Source organism: Antrihabitans cavernicola, from assembly GCF_008297975.1.
Classification (GTDB): domain Bacteria; phylum Actinomycetota; class Actinomycetes; order Mycobacteriales; family Mycobacteriaceae; genus Antrihabitans; species Antrihabitans cavernicola.
The window spans coordinates 52,865-67,854 of the sequence record NZ_VLNY01000002.1; the positions used below are offsets into that span (position 1 = coordinate 52,865).

General features: G+C 65.1%; 19 protein-coding genes. 11 read left to right on the plus strand and 8 right to left on the minus strand.

The features are described 5' to 3' along the window. The first annotated feature begins 14 nt into the window (after positions 1-14). Together purN and purH are read left to right on the plus strand one after the other, a co-directional pair. Positions 15-668, plus strand: a complete 654-nt coding sequence (gene purN / locus FOY51_RS03930; protein WP_187776213.1) for a phosphoribosylglycinamide formyltransferase — start codon at positions 15-17, stop codon at positions 666-668. Further along, a complete protein-coding gene (gene purH / locus FOY51_RS03935; RefSeq protein ID WP_149428924.1) occupies positions 661-2,217 on the plus strand; it encodes a bifunctional phosphoribosylaminoimidazolecarboxamide formyltransferase/IMP cyclohydrolase in 1,557 nt (518 codons plus the stop codon). The genes purN and purH overlap by 8 nt, the downstream gene beginning before the upstream one ends. Before the next feature lie 66 nt (positions 2,218-2,283). On the opposite strand, the gene FOY51_RS03940 is transcribed toward purH, so the two are convergent. Further along, positions 2,284-3,150: a DUF559 domain-containing protein gene (locus FOY51_RS03940; protein WP_149428925.1), complete on the minus strand. Its 867-nt coding sequence runs from the start codon at positions 3,148-3,150 to the stop codon at positions 2,284-2,286. A gap of 141 nt (positions 3,151-3,291) precedes the next feature. Further along, complete coding sequence (locus tag FOY51_RS03945) at positions 3,292-3,867, minus strand: DUF4126 domain-containing protein (protein WP_149428926.1); 576 nt, start codon at positions 3,865-3,867, stop codon at positions 3,292-3,294. A 93-nt stretch (positions 3,868-3,960) separates the two neighbouring features. On the opposite strand from FOY51_RS03945, the gene FOY51_RS27815 reads away from it, so the two are divergent. From FOY51_RS27815 to FOY51_RS03955, 3 genes are read left to right on the plus strand one after another with little or no spacing between them, the layout of a single operon-like run. Then, positions 3,961-4,089 (plus strand): hypothetical protein, encoded by a 129-nt coding sequence (locus tag FOY51_RS27815; protein WP_290367874.1) that lies wholly within the window; start codon positions 3,961-3,963, stop codon positions 4,087-4,089. Positions 4,090-4,144: 55 nt separating this feature from the next. After that, positions 4,145-5,518, plus strand: a complete 1,374-nt coding sequence (locus FOY51_RS03950; RefSeq protein ID WP_187776172.1) for a sigma 54-interacting transcriptional regulator — start codon at positions 4,145-4,147, stop codon at positions 5,516-5,518. Beyond that, a complete protein-coding gene (locus tag FOY51_RS03955; RefSeq protein ID WP_149428927.1) occupies positions 5,518-7,500 on the plus strand; it encodes a vWA domain-containing protein in 1,983 nt (660 codons plus the stop codon). Before FOY51_RS03950 ends, FOY51_RS03955 begins: the two co-directional genes overlap by 1 nt. Here FOY51_RS03955 and FOY51_RS03960 read toward each other — a convergent pair. Further along, on the minus strand, positions 7,487-7,924 hold the full coding sequence (locus tag FOY51_RS03960) for a hypothetical protein (RefSeq protein ID WP_149428928.1): 438 nt from the start codon (positions 7,922-7,924) through the stop codon (positions 7,487-7,489). The genes FOY51_RS03955 and FOY51_RS03960 overlap by 14 nt on opposite strands. 173 nt (positions 7,925-8,097) lie before the next feature. Between FOY51_RS03960 and FOY51_RS03965 the strand changes: the two genes are divergently transcribed. Beyond that, a complete protein-coding gene (locus FOY51_RS03965) occupies positions 8,098-8,673 on the plus strand; it encodes a LysM peptidoglycan-binding domain-containing protein (protein ID WP_149428929.1) in 576 nt (191 codons plus the stop codon). A gap of 54 nt (positions 8,674-8,727) precedes the next feature. Here the strand turns inward: FOY51_RS03965 and rpsR are convergent, their stop codons facing one another. Genes rpsR through rpmB form a run of 4 tightly spaced genes read right to left on the minus strand, consistent with a single transcriptional unit; the run spans position 8,728 to position 9,700 of the window. Next, a complete protein-coding gene (gene rpsR, locus FOY51_RS03970; protein ID WP_149428930.1) occupies positions 8,728-8,982 on the minus strand; it encodes a 30S ribosomal protein S18 in 255 nt (84 codons plus the stop codon). Between the two features lie 9 nt (positions 8,983-8,991). After that, positions 8,992-9,297 carry a 30S ribosomal protein S14 gene (gene rpsN / locus FOY51_RS03975; RefSeq protein ID WP_149428931.1) on the minus strand — a complete coding sequence of 102 codons (306 nt, stop codon included), beginning with the start codon at positions 9,295-9,297 and terminating at the stop codon, positions 8,992-8,994. A 2-nt stretch (positions 9,298-9,299) separates the two neighbouring features. Next, a complete protein-coding gene (gene rpmG, locus FOY51_RS03980; RefSeq protein WP_149428932.1) occupies positions 9,300-9,464 on the minus strand; it encodes a 50S ribosomal protein L33 in 165 nt (54 codons plus the stop codon). Further along, a complete protein-coding gene (gene rpmB / locus FOY51_RS03985; protein ID WP_149428933.1) occupies positions 9,464-9,700 on the minus strand; it encodes a 50S ribosomal protein L28 in 237 nt (78 codons plus the stop codon). The genes rpmG and rpmB overlap by 1 nt, the downstream gene beginning before the upstream one ends. A 96-nt stretch (positions 9,701-9,796) precedes the next feature. Between rpmB and mrf the strand changes: the two genes are divergently transcribed. Genes mrf through rpmF form a run of 3 tightly spaced genes read left to right on the plus strand, consistent with a single transcriptional unit; the run spans position 9,797 to position 11,477 of the window. Beyond that, positions 9,797-11,068, plus strand: coding sequence for a ribosome hibernation factor-recruiting GTPase MRF (mrf, locus tag FOY51_RS03990; protein WP_149428934.1), 1,272 nt, complete (start codon positions 9,797-9,799; stop codon positions 11,066-11,068). Next, entirely contained in the window at positions 11,065-11,319 is a 255-nt protein-coding gene (locus FOY51_RS03995) for a type B 50S ribosomal protein L31 (RefSeq protein WP_149428935.1), read from the plus strand. The genes mrf and FOY51_RS03995 overlap by 4 nt, the downstream gene beginning before the upstream one ends. Continuing rightward, the gene (gene rpmF, locus FOY51_RS04000) at positions 11,319-11,477 is read left to right on the plus strand and encodes a 50S ribosomal protein L32 (RefSeq protein WP_149428936.1); all 159 of its coding nucleotides are present in this window, start codon (positions 11,319-11,321) and stop codon (positions 11,475-11,477) included. The genes FOY51_RS03995 and rpmF overlap by 1 nt, the downstream gene beginning before the upstream one ends. 52 nt (positions 11,478-11,529) lie before the next feature. Here the strand turns inward: rpmF and asnB are convergent, their stop codons facing one another. Then, positions 11,530-13,371 carry an asparagine synthase (glutamine-hydrolyzing) gene (gene asnB, locus FOY51_RS04005; RefSeq protein WP_149428937.1) on the minus strand — a complete coding sequence of 614 codons (1,842 nt, stop codon included), beginning with the start codon at positions 13,369-13,371 and terminating at the stop codon, positions 11,530-11,532. A 158-nt stretch (positions 13,372-13,529) separates the two neighbouring features. Here asnB and FOY51_RS04010 point away from each other — a divergent pair, with 158 nt between their 5' ends. Both FOY51_RS04010 and FOY51_RS04015 read left to right on the plus strand, forming a co-directional pair. Continuing rightward, a complete protein-coding gene (locus FOY51_RS04010) occupies positions 13,530-13,799 on the plus strand; it encodes a hypothetical protein (protein WP_149428938.1) in 270 nt (89 codons plus the stop codon). Next, on the plus strand, positions 13,799-14,965 hold the full coding sequence (locus tag FOY51_RS04015) for a DUF2079 domain-containing protein (RefSeq protein ID WP_149428939.1): 1,167 nt from the start codon (positions 13,799-13,801) through the stop codon (positions 14,963-14,965). The genes FOY51_RS04010 and FOY51_RS04015 overlap by 1 nt, the downstream gene beginning before the upstream one ends. Positions 14,966-14,990: the final 25 nt, after the last annotated feature.

A 14,990-nucleotide genomic window follows, 5' to 3' on the forward strand; every position in this document is an offset into this window, starting at 1 on the left:
CCAGGAGTAGAGCGCTGAGTGCCCTGCGTGAACCCAGCACCACGTTCCGGCCCGCTTCGGTGCCGGCCCGGGTTGTCGTACTGGCTTCCGGTGCGGGAACGCTACTCAGGTCGTTGATCGATGCAACGTTCGTCGACGGCTATCCCGCTCGGATCGTGGCCGTTGGCGTCGACCGCGATTGTCCGGCGACCGATCATGCGGACGATGCCGGTATCGCACACTTCCGAGTTTCCTTGCGCGACTTCGCCGACCGCGCCGATTGGGACACGGCCGTTGCCGACGCCGTCGCGGCCCACGAGCCGGATCTCGTTGTCTCCGCGGGCTTCATGAAGATCCTCGGCCCCAACTTCCTGCAGCGTTTCGGCGGTCGGATCATCAATACCCACCCCGCCCTGCTGCCCTCGTTCCCCGGCGCTCACGCCGTACCTGATGCGCTCGCCTACGGGGTCAAGCTCTCGGGATCGACTGTGCACCTGGTGGATGCGGGCGTCGATACCGGACCGGTGCTTGCGCAGGAGTCAGTTCCCGTGCTCGATGACGACGACGAGTCGACGTTGCACGAGCGCATCAAGGTCGTCGAACGACGGCTGCTGGCGGAAGTCGTTGCCGCCATTTCCACGTCAGGTGTCATCTCCGATGGACGAAAGGCCGTGATTCCCAGTGAGTGACCGCAAAGCCGTATCCCGTGCGCTGGTCAGTGTGTACGACAAGACCGGTCTGATCGAGCTCGCGACCGGATTGCACAGCGCCGGAGTGGAACTCGTGTCCACGGGTTCCACCGCGTCGAAGATCGCCGACGCGGGCATCCCGGTCACCAAAGTCGAGGACCTCACCGGCTTTCCCGAGACTCTCGACGGCCGCGTCAAGACGCTGCACCCTCGCGTGCATGCAGGCATCCTCGCCGACACGCGGAAGTCGGAGCACCTCGACCAGCTCACCGAGTTGGGCGTCGAGGCGTTTCAACTCGTGGTCGTGAACCTGTACCCGTTCACCGAAACCGTTGCCTCCGGGGCGACTCCGGACGAATGCGTGGAGCAGATCGACATCGGCGGACCGTCGATGGTGCGTGCGGCGGCGAAGAACCATCCCTCGGTTGCCGTCGTGGTCGATCCAGCCAGGTACGACGATGTGCTTGCCGCCGTCGCAGGTGGCGGTTTCACCCTCGCGGAGCGCACAGCGCTTGCGGCACAGGCGTTTCAGCACACCGCCGCATACGACGTCGCGGTCGCCAGCTGGATGACCAGCGTGCTGTCGCCGGATACCGAGAGCAACTTCCCGACGTGGGTCGGCGCGACGTGGTCGCGGGGTGCGGTCCTGCGCTACGGCGAAAACCCGCACCAGTCGGCCGCGCTGTACCGCAACGCGGGCACAGCCCCCGGCTTGGCGCAGGCCGAACAGTTGCACGGCAAGGAGATGTCGTACAACAACTACACCGACGCCGACGCGGCCTGGCGTGCCGCCTTCGATCACGCGGCCCCCGCTGTTGCCGTCGTCAAGCATGCGAATCCGTGTGGCATCGCGGTCGGCGCCGACATCGCAGAGGCGCATCGCAAGGCGCACGCCTGCGATCCGGTCAGCGCCTACGGTGGCGTGATCGCCGCGAACCGCGAAGTGACGGTCGAGATGGCGGAGCAGGTCGCCGAGATCTTCACCGAGGTGATCATCGCGCCGTCCTATGCCGACGGTGCACTCGGCGTGCTGCAGCGCAAGAAGAACGTTCGGGTGTTGCTGGCGCAGCCACCGACCCCGAGCGGTGTGGAGCTGCGACCGATCTCCGGTGGCACGTTGTTGCAGCAGCGCGACGTGATCGATGCCGAGGGTGACGACCCGAAGAACTGGACGCTCGCCGTCGGTGAACCGGCAGATGCCGCCACCCTCGCCGATCTCGAATTCGCCTGGCGCGCATGCCGAGCCGTGAAGTCGAATGCCATTCTGCTGGCGAACGACGGTGCGTCGGTCGGCGTCGGGATGGGTCAGGTCAACCGCGTCGACGCAGCCCATCTCGCAGTCAACCGTGCGGGTGATCGGGCCAAGGGCTCGGTCGGCGCATCGGATGCCTTCTTCCCGTTCCCCGACGGCTTGCAGGTCCTCTGCGCTGCGGGCGTTCGTGCGATCGTGCAGCCGGGTGGTTCGGTGCGCGACAACGAGGTCATCGAAGCCGCCCGCGACGCCGGCGTGACGCTCTACCTCACCGGCGCGAGGCATTTCGCTCACTGAGTTGCCGCCGAGTGCGCACTTGCTGTCACAAACGTCGAGAAGACTCGACAACAAGTGCGCATTCGGCTAGACCGGGGCACCCGCAGCGCGGAGAGCAACGCGCGCACGGGAGACGATCGTGTGCGGTTGCCTCAGCTGCTGTGCGTTCACCCGGATGACGGCCCAACCGAGTCGATCGAGTTGCTCGTAGCGTTCGATGTCACGGGTCCGCTGCCGCTCGTCGAGCCAGTGCTGCGTCCCTTCGTATTCGACGATCACCTTCCAGCGCTCCCATCCAATGTCCGCCCGGGCGACAACCTGGCCGAACGTGTCGCGAATCTGGATTTGCGTCGATGGGATCGGTAGATCGCCACGGATCATCTCCAGTCGAGTCCGCGTCTCCTGTGGTGACTCAGCACCGGGGTCGACGAGTTCGAGGACATTGCGTAGCTGCACTATTCCGCGTGCGCCTCGATGCCGGTCCGCCAACTGCCCGACTTCGCTGACCTTCAGATCGGTCGCCCGACACAACGCGTCGAGTCGGGCGACCGCAGTGTCGAAAGGTCGACGTCGACCCAGATCGAACGCTGTTCGCGCCGGCGTTGACGCCAGCAGCCCGCAGATCGGTTCGAACTCGTCGGACTCGAGCGAATCGGCATGGACGCGAATGCCGGCCGCGCTACGTCGACTGCCGGTCCGGAAAAGCTCGGCCGGTGAATCAGCATCGATCCATTTCGATCCGTGCATCGCAGCAGCCGAGAGGCCGGCGAGGATACCGTCGTCCAGCGCCCACAACGCCGCGGCGTACGCACGAGCACGAGCGTCGAGCTCGACGCCCTTGCGGACGTAGACATCTCGGTGAATGCGGTAGAAGTCCATCCGCAATTGCCGAACAGACAACTCCCCGTCTGCGGTCGCGGCGCTGCCGAGAAACGGCCGATCGAATTCCCCCATCGACCGACCATGGCGCACAAATCATCCCAATAGCGGGCCGATTTCCAATCTGTGGATGGATATCTGGTTATCCACAGCGACGAAAGCGCACTTGCTGTCGCAAACGTCGCGAGGACACGTCAACAAGTGCGCACTCGGCAGCTACACCGCCGCAGTCCGCCGTCGAAAGCGCTGGTAACCCCGCCACGCAACCCAGCCGATCGCGCCGAGCACGATCGGTATGAGGATCGGCGCTATCAACGCGATCAGCGAGGTCAGGAAGGTCACCACGTCTTCGATCACCGAGACGATCGGATTCGCCACTCCCGCAGTGGTTGCCGTACTCGCCGCCCGGACGCCCGTTTGCGCGGTGCTGAACGCGAGGGCTGTCGGAGCGCCCACGATGATCCCGGCGATCGCTGCCGTTGTCGGATCGTGCGACGAGAACGCCGAACCCGCGGCTATGGCACCTGCGACCGGTCCACTCACGTTGCCCACCAGCGACAACGCGTTGTCGACGAACGGGATCAGGTCGGCGAGCAGCTCGACGACCGCCGCGATCGCCAACGCGACCAGCGCACCCGTCGAACCGACCCACGCGAACGAGTGACTCAGGTCGATGCCGAACAGGTTGAAATGGGCGGCGATGCTCAGCATGAGCAGCGGAAGGAAGGTGCGGAATCCGCTCGCCGCGGCCAAACCCAAACCCAGCAGCGCAGGCAGGACCCAGGTATCCATGAACGGAGTCTAGAAGTACGACGAGCAATTCCGGCTGACCTTGGACGATGTGGTTTACCGTAATCATGCCGACCACCTCAGAACGGACTCGCCATGATCCCGCCACCCGCTCCGAACCTGCTGCAGTTTCTGATCGACCTGGTCGGCTTCGCGGGTCAGATGATCCCGCGCACCCCGGAACTGCTGACGGCGCTGGTCCAATCGATTCAAGCCCTGTCCTAGTCCCTGGAGTGGATACCAGGTGGCCGCATTGCCTCGACACTCGTAGCGTGAAGAGGTGACCACACCGAACACAGTCGGCGAGCTGCGCGCCTCCGGCCACAAGCAGCTGTCCGTCAAGCAAGAACTCCGCGCCAACCTGATTTCCGCGCTACGCGAGGGCCGTGATCCGTGGCCGGGAATCGTCGGCTTCGAAGACACCGTCATTCCCCAGCTGGAGCGCGCGTTGATCGCGGGCCACGACGTCGTGTTGCTCGGCGAGCGCGGTCAAGGCAAGACGCGTCTGCTGCGCACCCTGAACCTGCTGCTCGACGAATACACCCCCGTCATCGCAGGCAGCGAACTCGGCGAGCATCCCTACGAGCCGATCACGCCCGCATCGATCCGCAAGGCCGCCGAACTGGGCGACGACCTGCCCATCGAGTGGCGGCACCGCAGCGAACGCTATTCCGAGAAGCTGGCGACCCCGGACACCAGCGTCGCCGATCTGGTCGGCGACGTCGATCCGGTCAAGGTGGCGGAAGGCCGCAGCCTCGGCGACCCGGAGACCATCCACTTCGGCCTCGTTCCCCGCAGCCACCGCGGCATCGTCGCGATCAACGAGCTGCCCGACCTCGCCGAGCGCATTCAGGTGTCGTTGCTGAACGTCATGGAGGAGCGCGACATTCAGGTGCGCGGCTACACGTTGCGGCTGCCGCTCGACGTGCTGCTCGTCGCCAGCGCCAACCCCGAGGACTACACGAACCGGGGCCGCATCATCACACCGCTGAAGGACCGCTTCGGTGCCGAGATTCGCACGCATTACCCGCGCGCGCTCGGCGACGAGATTGCCGTCATCAACCAGGAAGCTCATCTGGAAGCGACGGTGCCCGAGTATCTGCTCGAGATCCTCGCCCGCTTCACGCGATTGCTCCGCGAGTCGACCGCTGTCGATCAGCGCTCGGGTGTCTCGGCACGCTTCGCAGTGGCTGCGGCAGAGACGGTCGCAGCATCGGCTGTGCATCGCAGTGTCGTTCTGAGCGAAGCGGATCCGGTTGCGCGGCCGGTCGACCTGACGACCGTCATCGAGGTGCTGCGCGGCAAGATCGAGTTCGAGTCCGGCGAAGAAGGGCGCGAGGTGGAGGTGCTCGAGCATCTCCTGCGACGCGCAACGGCGGATACCGCGCGTGAGCGACTCGGTGGAATCGACTTGGCGCCCTTGGTCTCCGCGGTGGAGCTGGGTGACCCGGTGACGACGGGCGAGCGGATAACGGCAAAGGCGTTGCTCGCCGAGCTGCCCGATCTGCCGGTGCTGAACGATGTTGCGGCCCGCTTGAATGCCGTCTCCGACGGAGAGCGTGCTGCTGCAGCCGAATTGGCATTGGAGGGTCTGTACCTGGCCCGTCGTATCTCCAAGATCGCGGGCGACGACGGCGAGTTGGTGTACGGCTGATGTCCGCCAACGCGCGTTATCTGCCCTACGACGGCAGCGACCCTTTGGCGCCACCGGTGGACCTGCGCGATGCGTTGCAGGCCATCGGCGACGACGTGATGGCGGGAAGTTCGCCGCGACATGCCCTGCAGGAGCTGCTACGTCGTGGCTCCAAGAACATGAAGGGGCTCGACGATCTCGCAATGCAGGCCCATCGCAAGAGGCGAGAGATGTTGCAGCGCAGCAATCTCGGTGGGACCTTGGACGAGGTCAAGAAGTTGCTCGACAAGGCGGTGCTCGAAGAGCGCAAGGAACTCGCGCGTGCACTCGACGACGAGGCTCGCTTCGCGGAGATGCAGATCGCCGAGCTGCCGCCCTCGACAGCGCAGGCGGTGCAGGAACTGTCCGACTACGACTGGCGCAGTCCAGCGGCGCGCGCGGACTACGAGAAGATTCGCGATCTGCTCGGTCGAGAGATGCTCGACCAACGCTTCGCCGGCATGAAGCAGGCGCTCGAAAATGCGACGGACGAGGACAAGCAACGCATCGACGAGATGCTGAGCGACCTCAACGATCTGCTCGACGCCCATGCGCAGGGCACGGATACGGACGAGCAGTTCCAGGACTTCATGGACAAGCACGGCCAGTACTTTCCGGAGAATCCGAAGAACGTGGACGAGCTTCTCGACTCCTTGGCGCAGCGTGCCGCAGCCGCGCAACGGCTCCGTAACAGCCTGACCCCCGACCAGCGTGCCGAACTCGATGCGTTGGCGCAGAATGCATTCGGATCACCGTCGTTGCTCGGTCAGCTCGACAGGCTCGATCAGCATCTGCGCGCCGCGCGTCCCGGCGAAGATTGGGAAGGCTCGCAACGCTTTCGTGGTGATCAGGGCATGGGCCTCGGTGAGGGCACGTCGTCGTTGCAGGAGATCGCGGAGCTCGAGCAACTGGGCGATCAGCTGTCCCAGCAGTACGCGGGTGCTCAGCTCGACGATATCGACATGGACGCTCTCGCACGGCATCTCGGCAACGAGGCGACCGCGGATGTGCGTACCCTGTCCGAGCTGGAGAAGGCGCTGCAGCAGGAGGGCTACCTCGACAAGGGCCCGGACGGGCAGTGGCGGTTGTCACCGAAAGCGATGCGGCAGCTGGGGGAGTCGGCGCTGAAAGATGTTGCGGGACGGCTCAGTGGCCGTGCCGGGCAGCGCGATACCCGACGTGCCGGTGCGATGGGCGAGCCGACGGGCGCAAGTAGGCCTTGGGAATTCGGTGATACCGAACCCTGGGACGTCACCCGCACCATCACCAATGCGGTACTCCGTGAATCCCCGGGTCGCTCCGCTCCTGCCCGCCGGCGCGATCCCGGGCGCGTCCCTGTCAAGCTCCGAGTCGTCGACGTCGAGGTCGCCGAAACGGAACAACGTGCCCAGGCGGCGGTGGCGCTGCTGGTCGACACGTCGTTCTCCATGGTGATGGAAGGCCGTTGGATGCCGATGAAGCGGACGGCGCTGGCGCTCAATCACCTTGTGACGACGCGTTTCCGGGGTGACGACCTGCAGTTGATCGGCTTCGGCAGGCACGCGCAGACGTTGACGGCATCGGAACTGGCAGGCCTGGACGGCGTGTACGAGCAGGGCACGAATCTGCATCACGCGCTGTTGCTGGCGGGTCGGCATCTGCGTCGCAATCCCAATGCGCAGCCGGTCGTGCTGATCGTGACCGACGGCGAGCCGACCGCGCATCTGGAGCCGGAAGGCTACGCGCACTTCGACTATCCGCCCAGCATGCGCACCCTGGGATTGACGGTCAAGGAACTTGACAACCTTGCGAAGCTCGGCGCGCAGGTGACGATCTTCCGGCTGGGCGACGATCCGGGGCTTGCGCGTTTCGTCGACCGGATGGCTCATCGCGTCGGTGGTCGCGTCGTCGCACCCGATCTCGACGGCCTCGGCGCGGCTGTGGTGAGCGACTACATGCGCTCGCGTCGCGCTACCGGTCGGTGATCACGTTGCGGGTGCCGAGCGACGCCTGCAACGGCAGCTCGACGGTGCCGAACACGGCGATCATCGAACACATCTTGCCCGCGGCTTCCGGTAGCGAGCCGGATCGAAGGTCGACTGTCACGGTGGTATCGGTTTCGCTGACGACATTGCCGTCGACGCCGTAGCAGGAAGGCGATCCGATAGTGAAGTGCAAGGCCACTCGCTCGCCGTGTTCGCCTGCGGGATTCCATGATTGGAACGCGAGCGGGTGCGGATTCACGATGGTGGGATTGGGTGTGAACGCGATGCCGCCGTCCGAGGCGGGTCTGTCGGGGCTCGGCGAGCTCGAACCGGGTGCGGGAAGCGCGGTCCCCGCGGTGGCACACCCGGCCAACGCGACGAGCAGCAATCCGGGAGTCAGCAATGCAGTGGCAATCCGGCGCATACCTTCACGGTAGTCCCGAAATGGGCATCTCCGACAGCATGATCCACGCGTTTGGGACAGCTCGTGAACTTTCGTTGAAATGGTGAGCGTAAGTCGGGCATTCTCGCCGACGCGCCAGTAGTGTTCGTTCGGATTCATCCATTTCGAACGCATCCCTCCGAAAGGGGAACAACGTGGCGGACACTCTGCGCCCGGGCGACAGCCTCAGCGCCGGTCAGTCGATCAACTCGAACAACGGTTCGTACGCGCTGACGCTTCAGGAAGACGGCAACCTCGTGCTGTCCGAGAACGGCAATGCCGTGTGGGCGAACGGCACCAACGGCTCCGGCACGGTCAAGGCGACCCTGCAGGATGATGGCAACTTCGTCACCTACAACGGTGAAAACCAGCCGACGTGGGCATCGCAGACCGGCGGCAACACCGGCGCGCACCTGACCCTGCAGGACGATCGCAACGTCGTCCTCTACGGCTCCGGCGACAACGCTCTGTGGTCTTCGGGCACCGCGGTCGAGGCTGCTGCCGCACCGGCCGAGCCTGCAGCGGCTCCGGCCGACGCACCGGCACCGCCGCCGCCCCCGCCGGCTGCACCGGCCGGACAGAGCTACACCGTGGAGAGCGGCGACACCCTCTGGGCAATCGCCGAGCGCTTCCTCGGTGACGGCAACCGTTACCAGGAGATCGCCAACGCCAACGGCATCGACAACCCGGATCTGATCAACCCAGGACAGGTTCTCAACATCCCGGGCTGAGTCCGACGACAAAGCGGCCGTCGCGTGTGTACACGCGGCGGCCGCTTTGGCATCTCAGCGAGAAGTAAAGGGCAGCAAGGCCATTTCGCGCGCGGTTTTCACGGCGATGGCAACTTGGCGCTGCTGCTGCGGGGTCAATCCGGTGACGCGCCTGCTGCGAATCTTGCCTCGATCGGAGATGAACGTTCGCAGTAGGTTGATGTCCTTGTAGTCGACCTTCTCGACGCCTGCGGTGATCAGCGGATTCTTCTTGGGCCGCCGGCCTTCCTGGACTCGGGCCTTCTTCGACGGTGCTCTCTTGACTGCCATGCGGTGTCCTCACCAACTCGACTTGCGTAGGCCGGGCAGTTCACCGCGGTGTGCCATGTCGCGCACCCGAATGCGAGAGAGCCCGAACTTTCGCAAGTGTCCGCGCGGACGGCCGTCCGCCACGTCTCGGTTGCGCAATCTTACCGGACTTGCGTCTCTCGGGAGGCGCTGCAGCGCGGTCTGCGCTGCCGCTCTCGCCGCCGCTGAACTGCTCGGTTTGCGAATGATCTCTTTGAGATCCGCTCGCCGCTCGGCGTAGCGCTCGACCACTTGGGCGCGCTGCGAGTTGCGGGCAATCTTCGACTTCTTGGCCATCGTCAACGCTCCTCGCGGAAGTCGACGTGCTTGCGCACTAACGGGTCGTATTTCCGCAGCACCATGCGATCGGGGTCGTTGCGCCTGTTCTTTCGCGTCACATAGGTGTAGCCGGTTCCGGCTGTCGATTTCAGTTTGACGATCGGCCGGATCTCGTTGCGCGCCATCAGAGTTTCTCGCCTTGACTGCGGATTCTCGCCACGACCGACTCGATGCCGTCACGGTCGACGATCTTGATGGCCTTGGTCGACAGTGTCAGCGTGACGCGACGGCCCTCGCTGGGCAGAAAGTACGTCTTGCGTTGGACATTCGGGTTCCAGCGACGGTTGGTGCGCACGTGCGAGTGCGACACGGACTTGCCGAATCCCGGCCGTCGACCGGTCAGTTGGCAGTGTGCGGACATACTTCTCCTCTAACGACAATCATTTTCGACAACATCGAGTTCGCACTGTAGCGTTCCGAACGGCTAATGACAATCGTTATCAACAAAGGGGCGCGGATGGACGGGAGAACCCCAGTCGTCGTAGTGACGGGCTGGTCGGATGCGACGGCGAAGACGGCACGATCGCTGCTGAGGGCCGGAACGGTCGTCGTCGAACACGATCTCGGCGACGTTCATCGCGGGGTGGTGCGACGGACGGTGACGTCGGTCGACGGCGAGCGGACCAGCACGCTCGACCTGGCTCATTGCTGCGTGTCCTGCACGCTGCGCGACGACCTGCTGCCGTTGCTGCGCCGCCTCAGCGCGCGCAGCACCGTAGACCGAATTGTGTTGGCACTGGACAGGATTCTCGAACCGGAAGCCGTGTGCGCGGCAATCGCCGATGTGGTGGTTTCCGGCGTGATCGGCCAAGTCGACGGGCCTGCGGCACGCGATGTTCGAGTCGCTGCTGTTGTCGGTTGCATCGATGCCGCGACCTGGCTCGACGACGCGACCGGCGACGACGCGCTCGACGATCGAGGCATCGTCACCGGAGTCGACGACGAGCGGACAGTTGCGCAAGTGGTGGTGGGGCAGGTCTCGATGTGCGATGCCGTCGTCGTCAGCGGTTCGACATCCGACGGCTGGGAGCACGCGCGACTGCATGCGGTTCTCGCCAGGCTCGCGCCCGGTGCGCCCGTTGCTTACGCACCCACTGCCTACTCACCGAGCAGCGTCGAGAAGCTGCTGGCCGCCGTGCCTGCGGGCGCCCGTCGCGGCGCCTCATCGGATCCGCACGACGGCCTGCTGTGCGGGCAACCACCACTCGACGGCGACGCGGGAGTGACGATCGTCGAGTTCGCAGCGGAGCGACCGTTCCACCCTGTGCGGCTGCACGATGCGATCGACGTACTGCTCGATGGCGTGGTCACGGCTCGTGGACGAGTCTGGGTCGCTACCCAACCGAACGAGGTGTTGTGGCTCGAATCGGCGGGCGGCGGATTGCGGGTCGGAAAGGTCGGCAATTGGCTCGCTGCGATGACTGTCGCTGAGCAGGAACAGGTTTCGGCGGAGCGACGCGCCATGGCGGCGTCGCGGTGGCACGAGCGATTCGGCGACCGGCATACGTCGTTGGTGGTCCTGGTGCACGCAGCCGATCCGACCGATATCGACCGCGCGCTGCAATGGGCACTCGTCACCGACGACGAATTGGCGAACGAGTCCGCGTGGGCAACGTGGCCTGACCCGTTCGGCGAGGAGCACCGGGATCCCTGCGGCGAGCCGCAGCAAAGTCTCTGCGGTGACAGCGAGTCGCCGCTGACCCAGAGCCATCGAGAGGATCAGGCATGAAGAAGAACGTCCATCCCGACTACCACCCGGTGGTGTTCGAGGACGCGAATACCGGCTCGCAGTTCTTGACGCGCTCGACCCGCACCAGCGAGCGAACCGTCTCATGGGCAGACGGGAACACCTATCCGTTGCTGGTGGTGGACGTGACGTCGGAGTCGCACCCGTTCTGGACGGGCAAGACGCGCGTCATGGACACCGAGGGTCGAGTGGAGAAGTTCAACCGACGCTACGGCCGGACGGGAGTCCGCTGATGGCTGTGCCGAAGCGGAAGATGTCACGATCCAACACGCGCAGTCGCCGATCGCAGTGGAAGGCATCGGTTCCCGACTTGGTGACCGTGACGGTCGACGGCGTCACTCACCGCGTGCCGCGCCGACTCGTGAAGGCGGTCCAGCGCGGACTCCTGTGACCGATCTGTGCGTGAAATTCGGTGCTGGGGCACTGAATTTCACGCACAGCGGTTAGAGCTGGAGCTGCGGGTCGTACATGTCGAGCCAGTGGTGGAGGTCGAGGACGCGGTCGAGGCTGTTGCGCACATCGCCGGGCATGGTCGTCGGATCGACCTCGGCGGCGCTGTGCACGTACGACCGGTCGACCAGCTCGAACAGCCGATCGTCACCGTCGGAGAGTACTTCCTTGACCTGCTGTTGCAGGGCGGCCGCGTAGCCCGGGTCCTGTGTCGACGGGTACGGGCTCTTGACGCGCTCGGCAACCGACTGCGGCAGAACGTGTTTCGTCGCATGCCGCAGCAGACTCTTCTCGCGCCCGTCGAATGTCTTCATCGACCACGGTGTGTTGTACACGTACTCGACCAGCCGGTGATCGCAGAACGGCACCCGCACCTCCAGGCCCACCGCCATCGAGGCACGGTCCTTGCGGTCGAGCAGCATGCGCACGAAGCGCGTCAGATGGAGATGGCAGATCGTCCGCATCCGCTGCTCGACAGGTGACGCGTCGGGGAGCTGATCGACTTCGGCAACCGCCGCGCGGTACTGCGCGTCGATGTAGGCCGGAATGTTCAGTCGATCACGAAGATCGGCGTTGAACACGTCGAATCGGCTGTCGCCGGTTTGCGCTGTCCGGAAGGCGAGCCACGGGAAGGTATCCGCGTTGACCGCCGTCTCGTCGTGGAACCAGCGGTACCCGCCGAACACCTCGTCCGCCGACTCGCCGGACAGTGCGACCGTCGACTGCGCGCGAATTGCCTTGAACAACAGGTACAACGACGTATCCATGTCGCCGAGACCTGCCGGAATGTCACGCGCCCGGATCACCGCCCGTCGTACCGCGGGATCGGTGAGGTCGGCGGGATCGAGCATGACGTCGTGGTGCGCCGATCGGACCTTCTCCGCAACCTCGCGCACGAACGGCGAGTCCGGGGTGTCGCGCATCTCGTCGGGTGTGAAGGTCTCCTCTTGATGCAGGAAGTCGACGGAGAACGTGCGCAGCTGCTCACCGTCGCGTGCGAGCCGCGCGGCAGCAAGGCCGGTGACTGCGCTGGAATCCAAACCGCCGGAAAGCAATACGCAGCGCGGCACGTCCGAGATCAGTTGCCGATCGACGATGTCCGTCATCAGTTCGCGCACGCGGTCGACGGTGGTGGACTGGTCGTCGGTGTGGGCGACGGCATCGAGTTTCCAGTAGGTGCGCGTACGAAGACCGGTGCGATCGACGGTCACGATGGTGCCCGGCCGTACCTCTTCCATGTCCTTCCACAGCGACCAACCCGGTGCCTTGGTCATCGCGAACAGTTCGCGTAGGCCGTCCGCGTCGACCACCTTGGGAGCGAGCGGGTTCGCCAAGATGGCTTTCGGTTCGGAGCCGAACAGCACCCCGTCGCGGGTGGGGTAGTAGTAGAACGGCTTGATGCCCATGCGGTCGCGGATCATCACCAGTTTGTCGTCGCGGCCGTCCCAGATCGCGAACGCGTACATGCCGTTCAAGTGATCGACGACGGCGTCGCCCCACTGCAGGTAGCCGTGCAGCACCACTTCGGTGTCGCTGTCGGTGCGGAAGGTGTGGCCGAGTGTGCGTAGCTCGGCGCGCAGCTCCGTGAAGTTGTAGGTCTCGCCGCTGTAGACCATCGCGATGTCACCGTCGGGGGTGCCGACGGTCATCGGCTGGGTGCCGCCGGGCAGGTCGATGATGGCGAGTCGGCGATGACCGAGCGCTGCGTGGGTACGAACGTAGGTGCCCGATCCGTCGGGCCCTCGGCAGGCCATGGTCTCGGTCATCGCGTCGATGGTGGCGTGCTGTCGTGTGAGATCGGAGTCGAACGAAACCCAGCCGGTGATACCGCACATGTCGAACCTCCCGAATTCGTTAGCGTTGGCAACTATCTTCGGTTCTAACACACGCGCGGTGCTGTGTCTCCCCCGACAAATCCGGCATCGGCACGAAACCGCTGGTCAAGAGTGCCGATTAAGGTGGCTCTCAGCTTCGGCTGCAAGCCTGCGTTGCTGTGACTGCGACGATCCAACGGGCTGAATCTGCGCCCGAGGTGTCGGATCGGCAGCGAAAGCCGCTGATCGCGGTGCCGCTCATGGCGTTTGCGCTCACGGCTCCGCTTTACATCGCACTCGCGCTGCGCAACCACGCCCACTTGAAGACCTGCGGTTTCGACCTGGGCATCTTCATGCAGGAGGTCAAGGCCTACGCGCACCTGCAGCAGCCCATCGCGCCGTTGCTCGGCGCCGGTGCGAGCACGTCGGTGACCACTTCTCACCGCTGATGGTGGTGTTTGCGCCCTTCTATCGCGTCTTCCCGAGCGCTGAGACGCTGTTGATCGGGCAGGCAGTGCTGTTCGCGCTGGGTGTCGTGCCCATCGCGCGGTGGGCGGTGCGCCGTCTCGGCACCGGCGCAGCGGTGGTCGTTGCGACCGGCTATTGCTTGTCGTGGGGTTTGCAGGCGGCCGTCAACTACGACTTCCACGAGATCGCTCTCGCCGTCCCCTTGCTCGCATTTTCGGTGACCGCGTTGGGGGAACGACGCTGGACAGCGGCCATGCTGTGGGCGCTGCCGCTGGTGTTCGTGAAGGAAGATCTGGGTCTGACCGTGGCGGTGATCGGCGGACTCGTCGCGTACTGGACGGCGGGCACCACGCGAACCCGCGGTGTTCTCACCGCAGTCTGGGGCGTCGGCTGGACCGTGCTGGCGGTCAAGGTGCTGATCCCGTGGTTCAGCGCCAGTGGGCAGTACGGTCAGGCGTCCAAACTGCCGTCCGGCGGAATGACCAGCGCCGTCGACTCTGCGTGGAACGGAGTGGTCGGCGGCGACAGTCGCGCGTCCACTGTCCTGTTGTTGCTGCTCATCACCGGTTTTGCCGCGTTGCGCTCGCCGTCGACGATCATCGCCCTACCGACGCTGGCGTGGCGTTTCATCAGCGACAATTCCAACTTCTGGGGACCGATCTACCACTACAGCGCGATTTTGATGCCCGTGCTGTTCGCTGCGCTCGTCGACGCTCTCGTCCGCGGCAAGCGCGACGGGGGAATCTCGCAGCGAGGGCGCCGGACCATCCTGGGCGTCGTGCTGGTTGTCGCGATCGCGTCGGTGCCGTCGCTGCCGCTGTTCCGGCTGGTGCACGCGCAGACGTGGCAGCCGGATCGTCAACTTGCCGCCGTGCAGGCGTTGGCGGACCGGATTCCGGACGGCGACAGCGTCGGTGCGTCGAACAACCTGGTGCCTCGACTGGCCGACGATCATTCGGTCAGCATCTTCCCGCGCCGCGACGCCGATCACACGACGCCGAATTGGATCATGGTCAACGTGGAGCGGCCACCCAACTGGCCGTTGGACAGTGCCGGCGACAAACAGGCCGTGGCCGACGCGTTGCGCAACGGCTACACCGCGGTCGCCGATCGCGATGGCATCGAACTGTTGCATCGAGGCGGCTGATACCCCGCACGCGGTCGTGAGACGC

What these genes read in the sequence shown, in the direction of transcription:
- FOY51_RS03940 (WP_149428925.1), bottom strand. Translation starts at nt 3,150, where the DNA reads ATGGGGGAATTCGATCGGCCGTTTCTCGGCAGCGCCGCGACCGCAGAC.
- FOY51_RS03945 (WP_149428926.1), bottom strand. Translation starts at nt 3,867, where the DNA reads ATGGATACCTGGGTCCTGCCTGCGCTGCTGGGTTTGGGTTTGGCCGCG.
- FOY51_RS27815 (WP_290367874.1), top strand. Translation starts at nt 3,961, where the DNA reads ATGATCCCGCCACCCGCTCCGAACCTGCTGCAGTTTCTGATCGACCTG.
- FOY51_RS03955 (WP_149428927.1), top strand. Translation starts at nt 5,518, where the DNA reads ATGTCCGCCAACGCGCGTTATCTGCCCTACGACGGCAGCGACCCTTTG.
- FOY51_RS03960 (WP_149428928.1), bottom strand. Translation starts at nt 7,924, where the DNA reads ATGCGCCGGATTGCCACTGCATTGCTGACTCCCGGATTGCTGCTCGTC.
- rpsR (WP_149428930.1), bottom strand. Translation starts at nt 8,982, where the DNA reads ATGGCAGTCAAGAGAGCACCGTCGAAGAAGGCCCGAGTCCAGGAAGGC.
- rpsN (WP_149428931.1), bottom strand. Translation starts at nt 9,297, where the DNA reads ATGGCCAAGAAGTCGAAGATTGCCCGCAACTCGCAGCGCGCCCAAGTG.
- rpmG (WP_149428932.1), bottom strand. Translation starts at nt 9,464, where the DNA reads ATGGCGCGCAACGAGATCCGGCCGATCGTCAAACTGAAATCGACAGCC.
- rpmB (WP_149428933.1), bottom strand. Translation starts at nt 9,700, where the DNA reads ATGTCCGCACACTGCCAACTGACCGGTCGACGGCCGGGATTCGGCAAG.
- mrf (WP_149428934.1), top strand. Translation starts at nt 9,797, where the DNA reads ATGGACGGGAGAACCCCAGTCGTCGTAGTGACGGGCTGGTCGGATGCG.
- FOY51_RS03995 (WP_149428935.1), top strand. Translation starts at nt 11,065, where the DNA reads ATGAAGAAGAACGTCCATCCCGACTACCACCCGGTGGTGTTCGAGGAC.
- rpmF (WP_149428936.1), top strand. Translation starts at nt 11,319, where the DNA reads ATGGCTGTGCCGAAGCGGAAGATGTCACGATCCAACACGCGCAGTCGC.
- asnB (WP_149428937.1), bottom strand. Translation starts at nt 13,371, where the DNA reads ATGTGCGGTATCACCGGCTGGGTTTCGTTCGACTCCGATCTCACACGA.
- FOY51_RS04015 (WP_149428939.1), top strand. Translation starts at nt 13,799, where the DNA reads ATGGTGGTGTTTGCGCCCTTCTATCGCGTCTTCCCGAGCGCTGAGACG.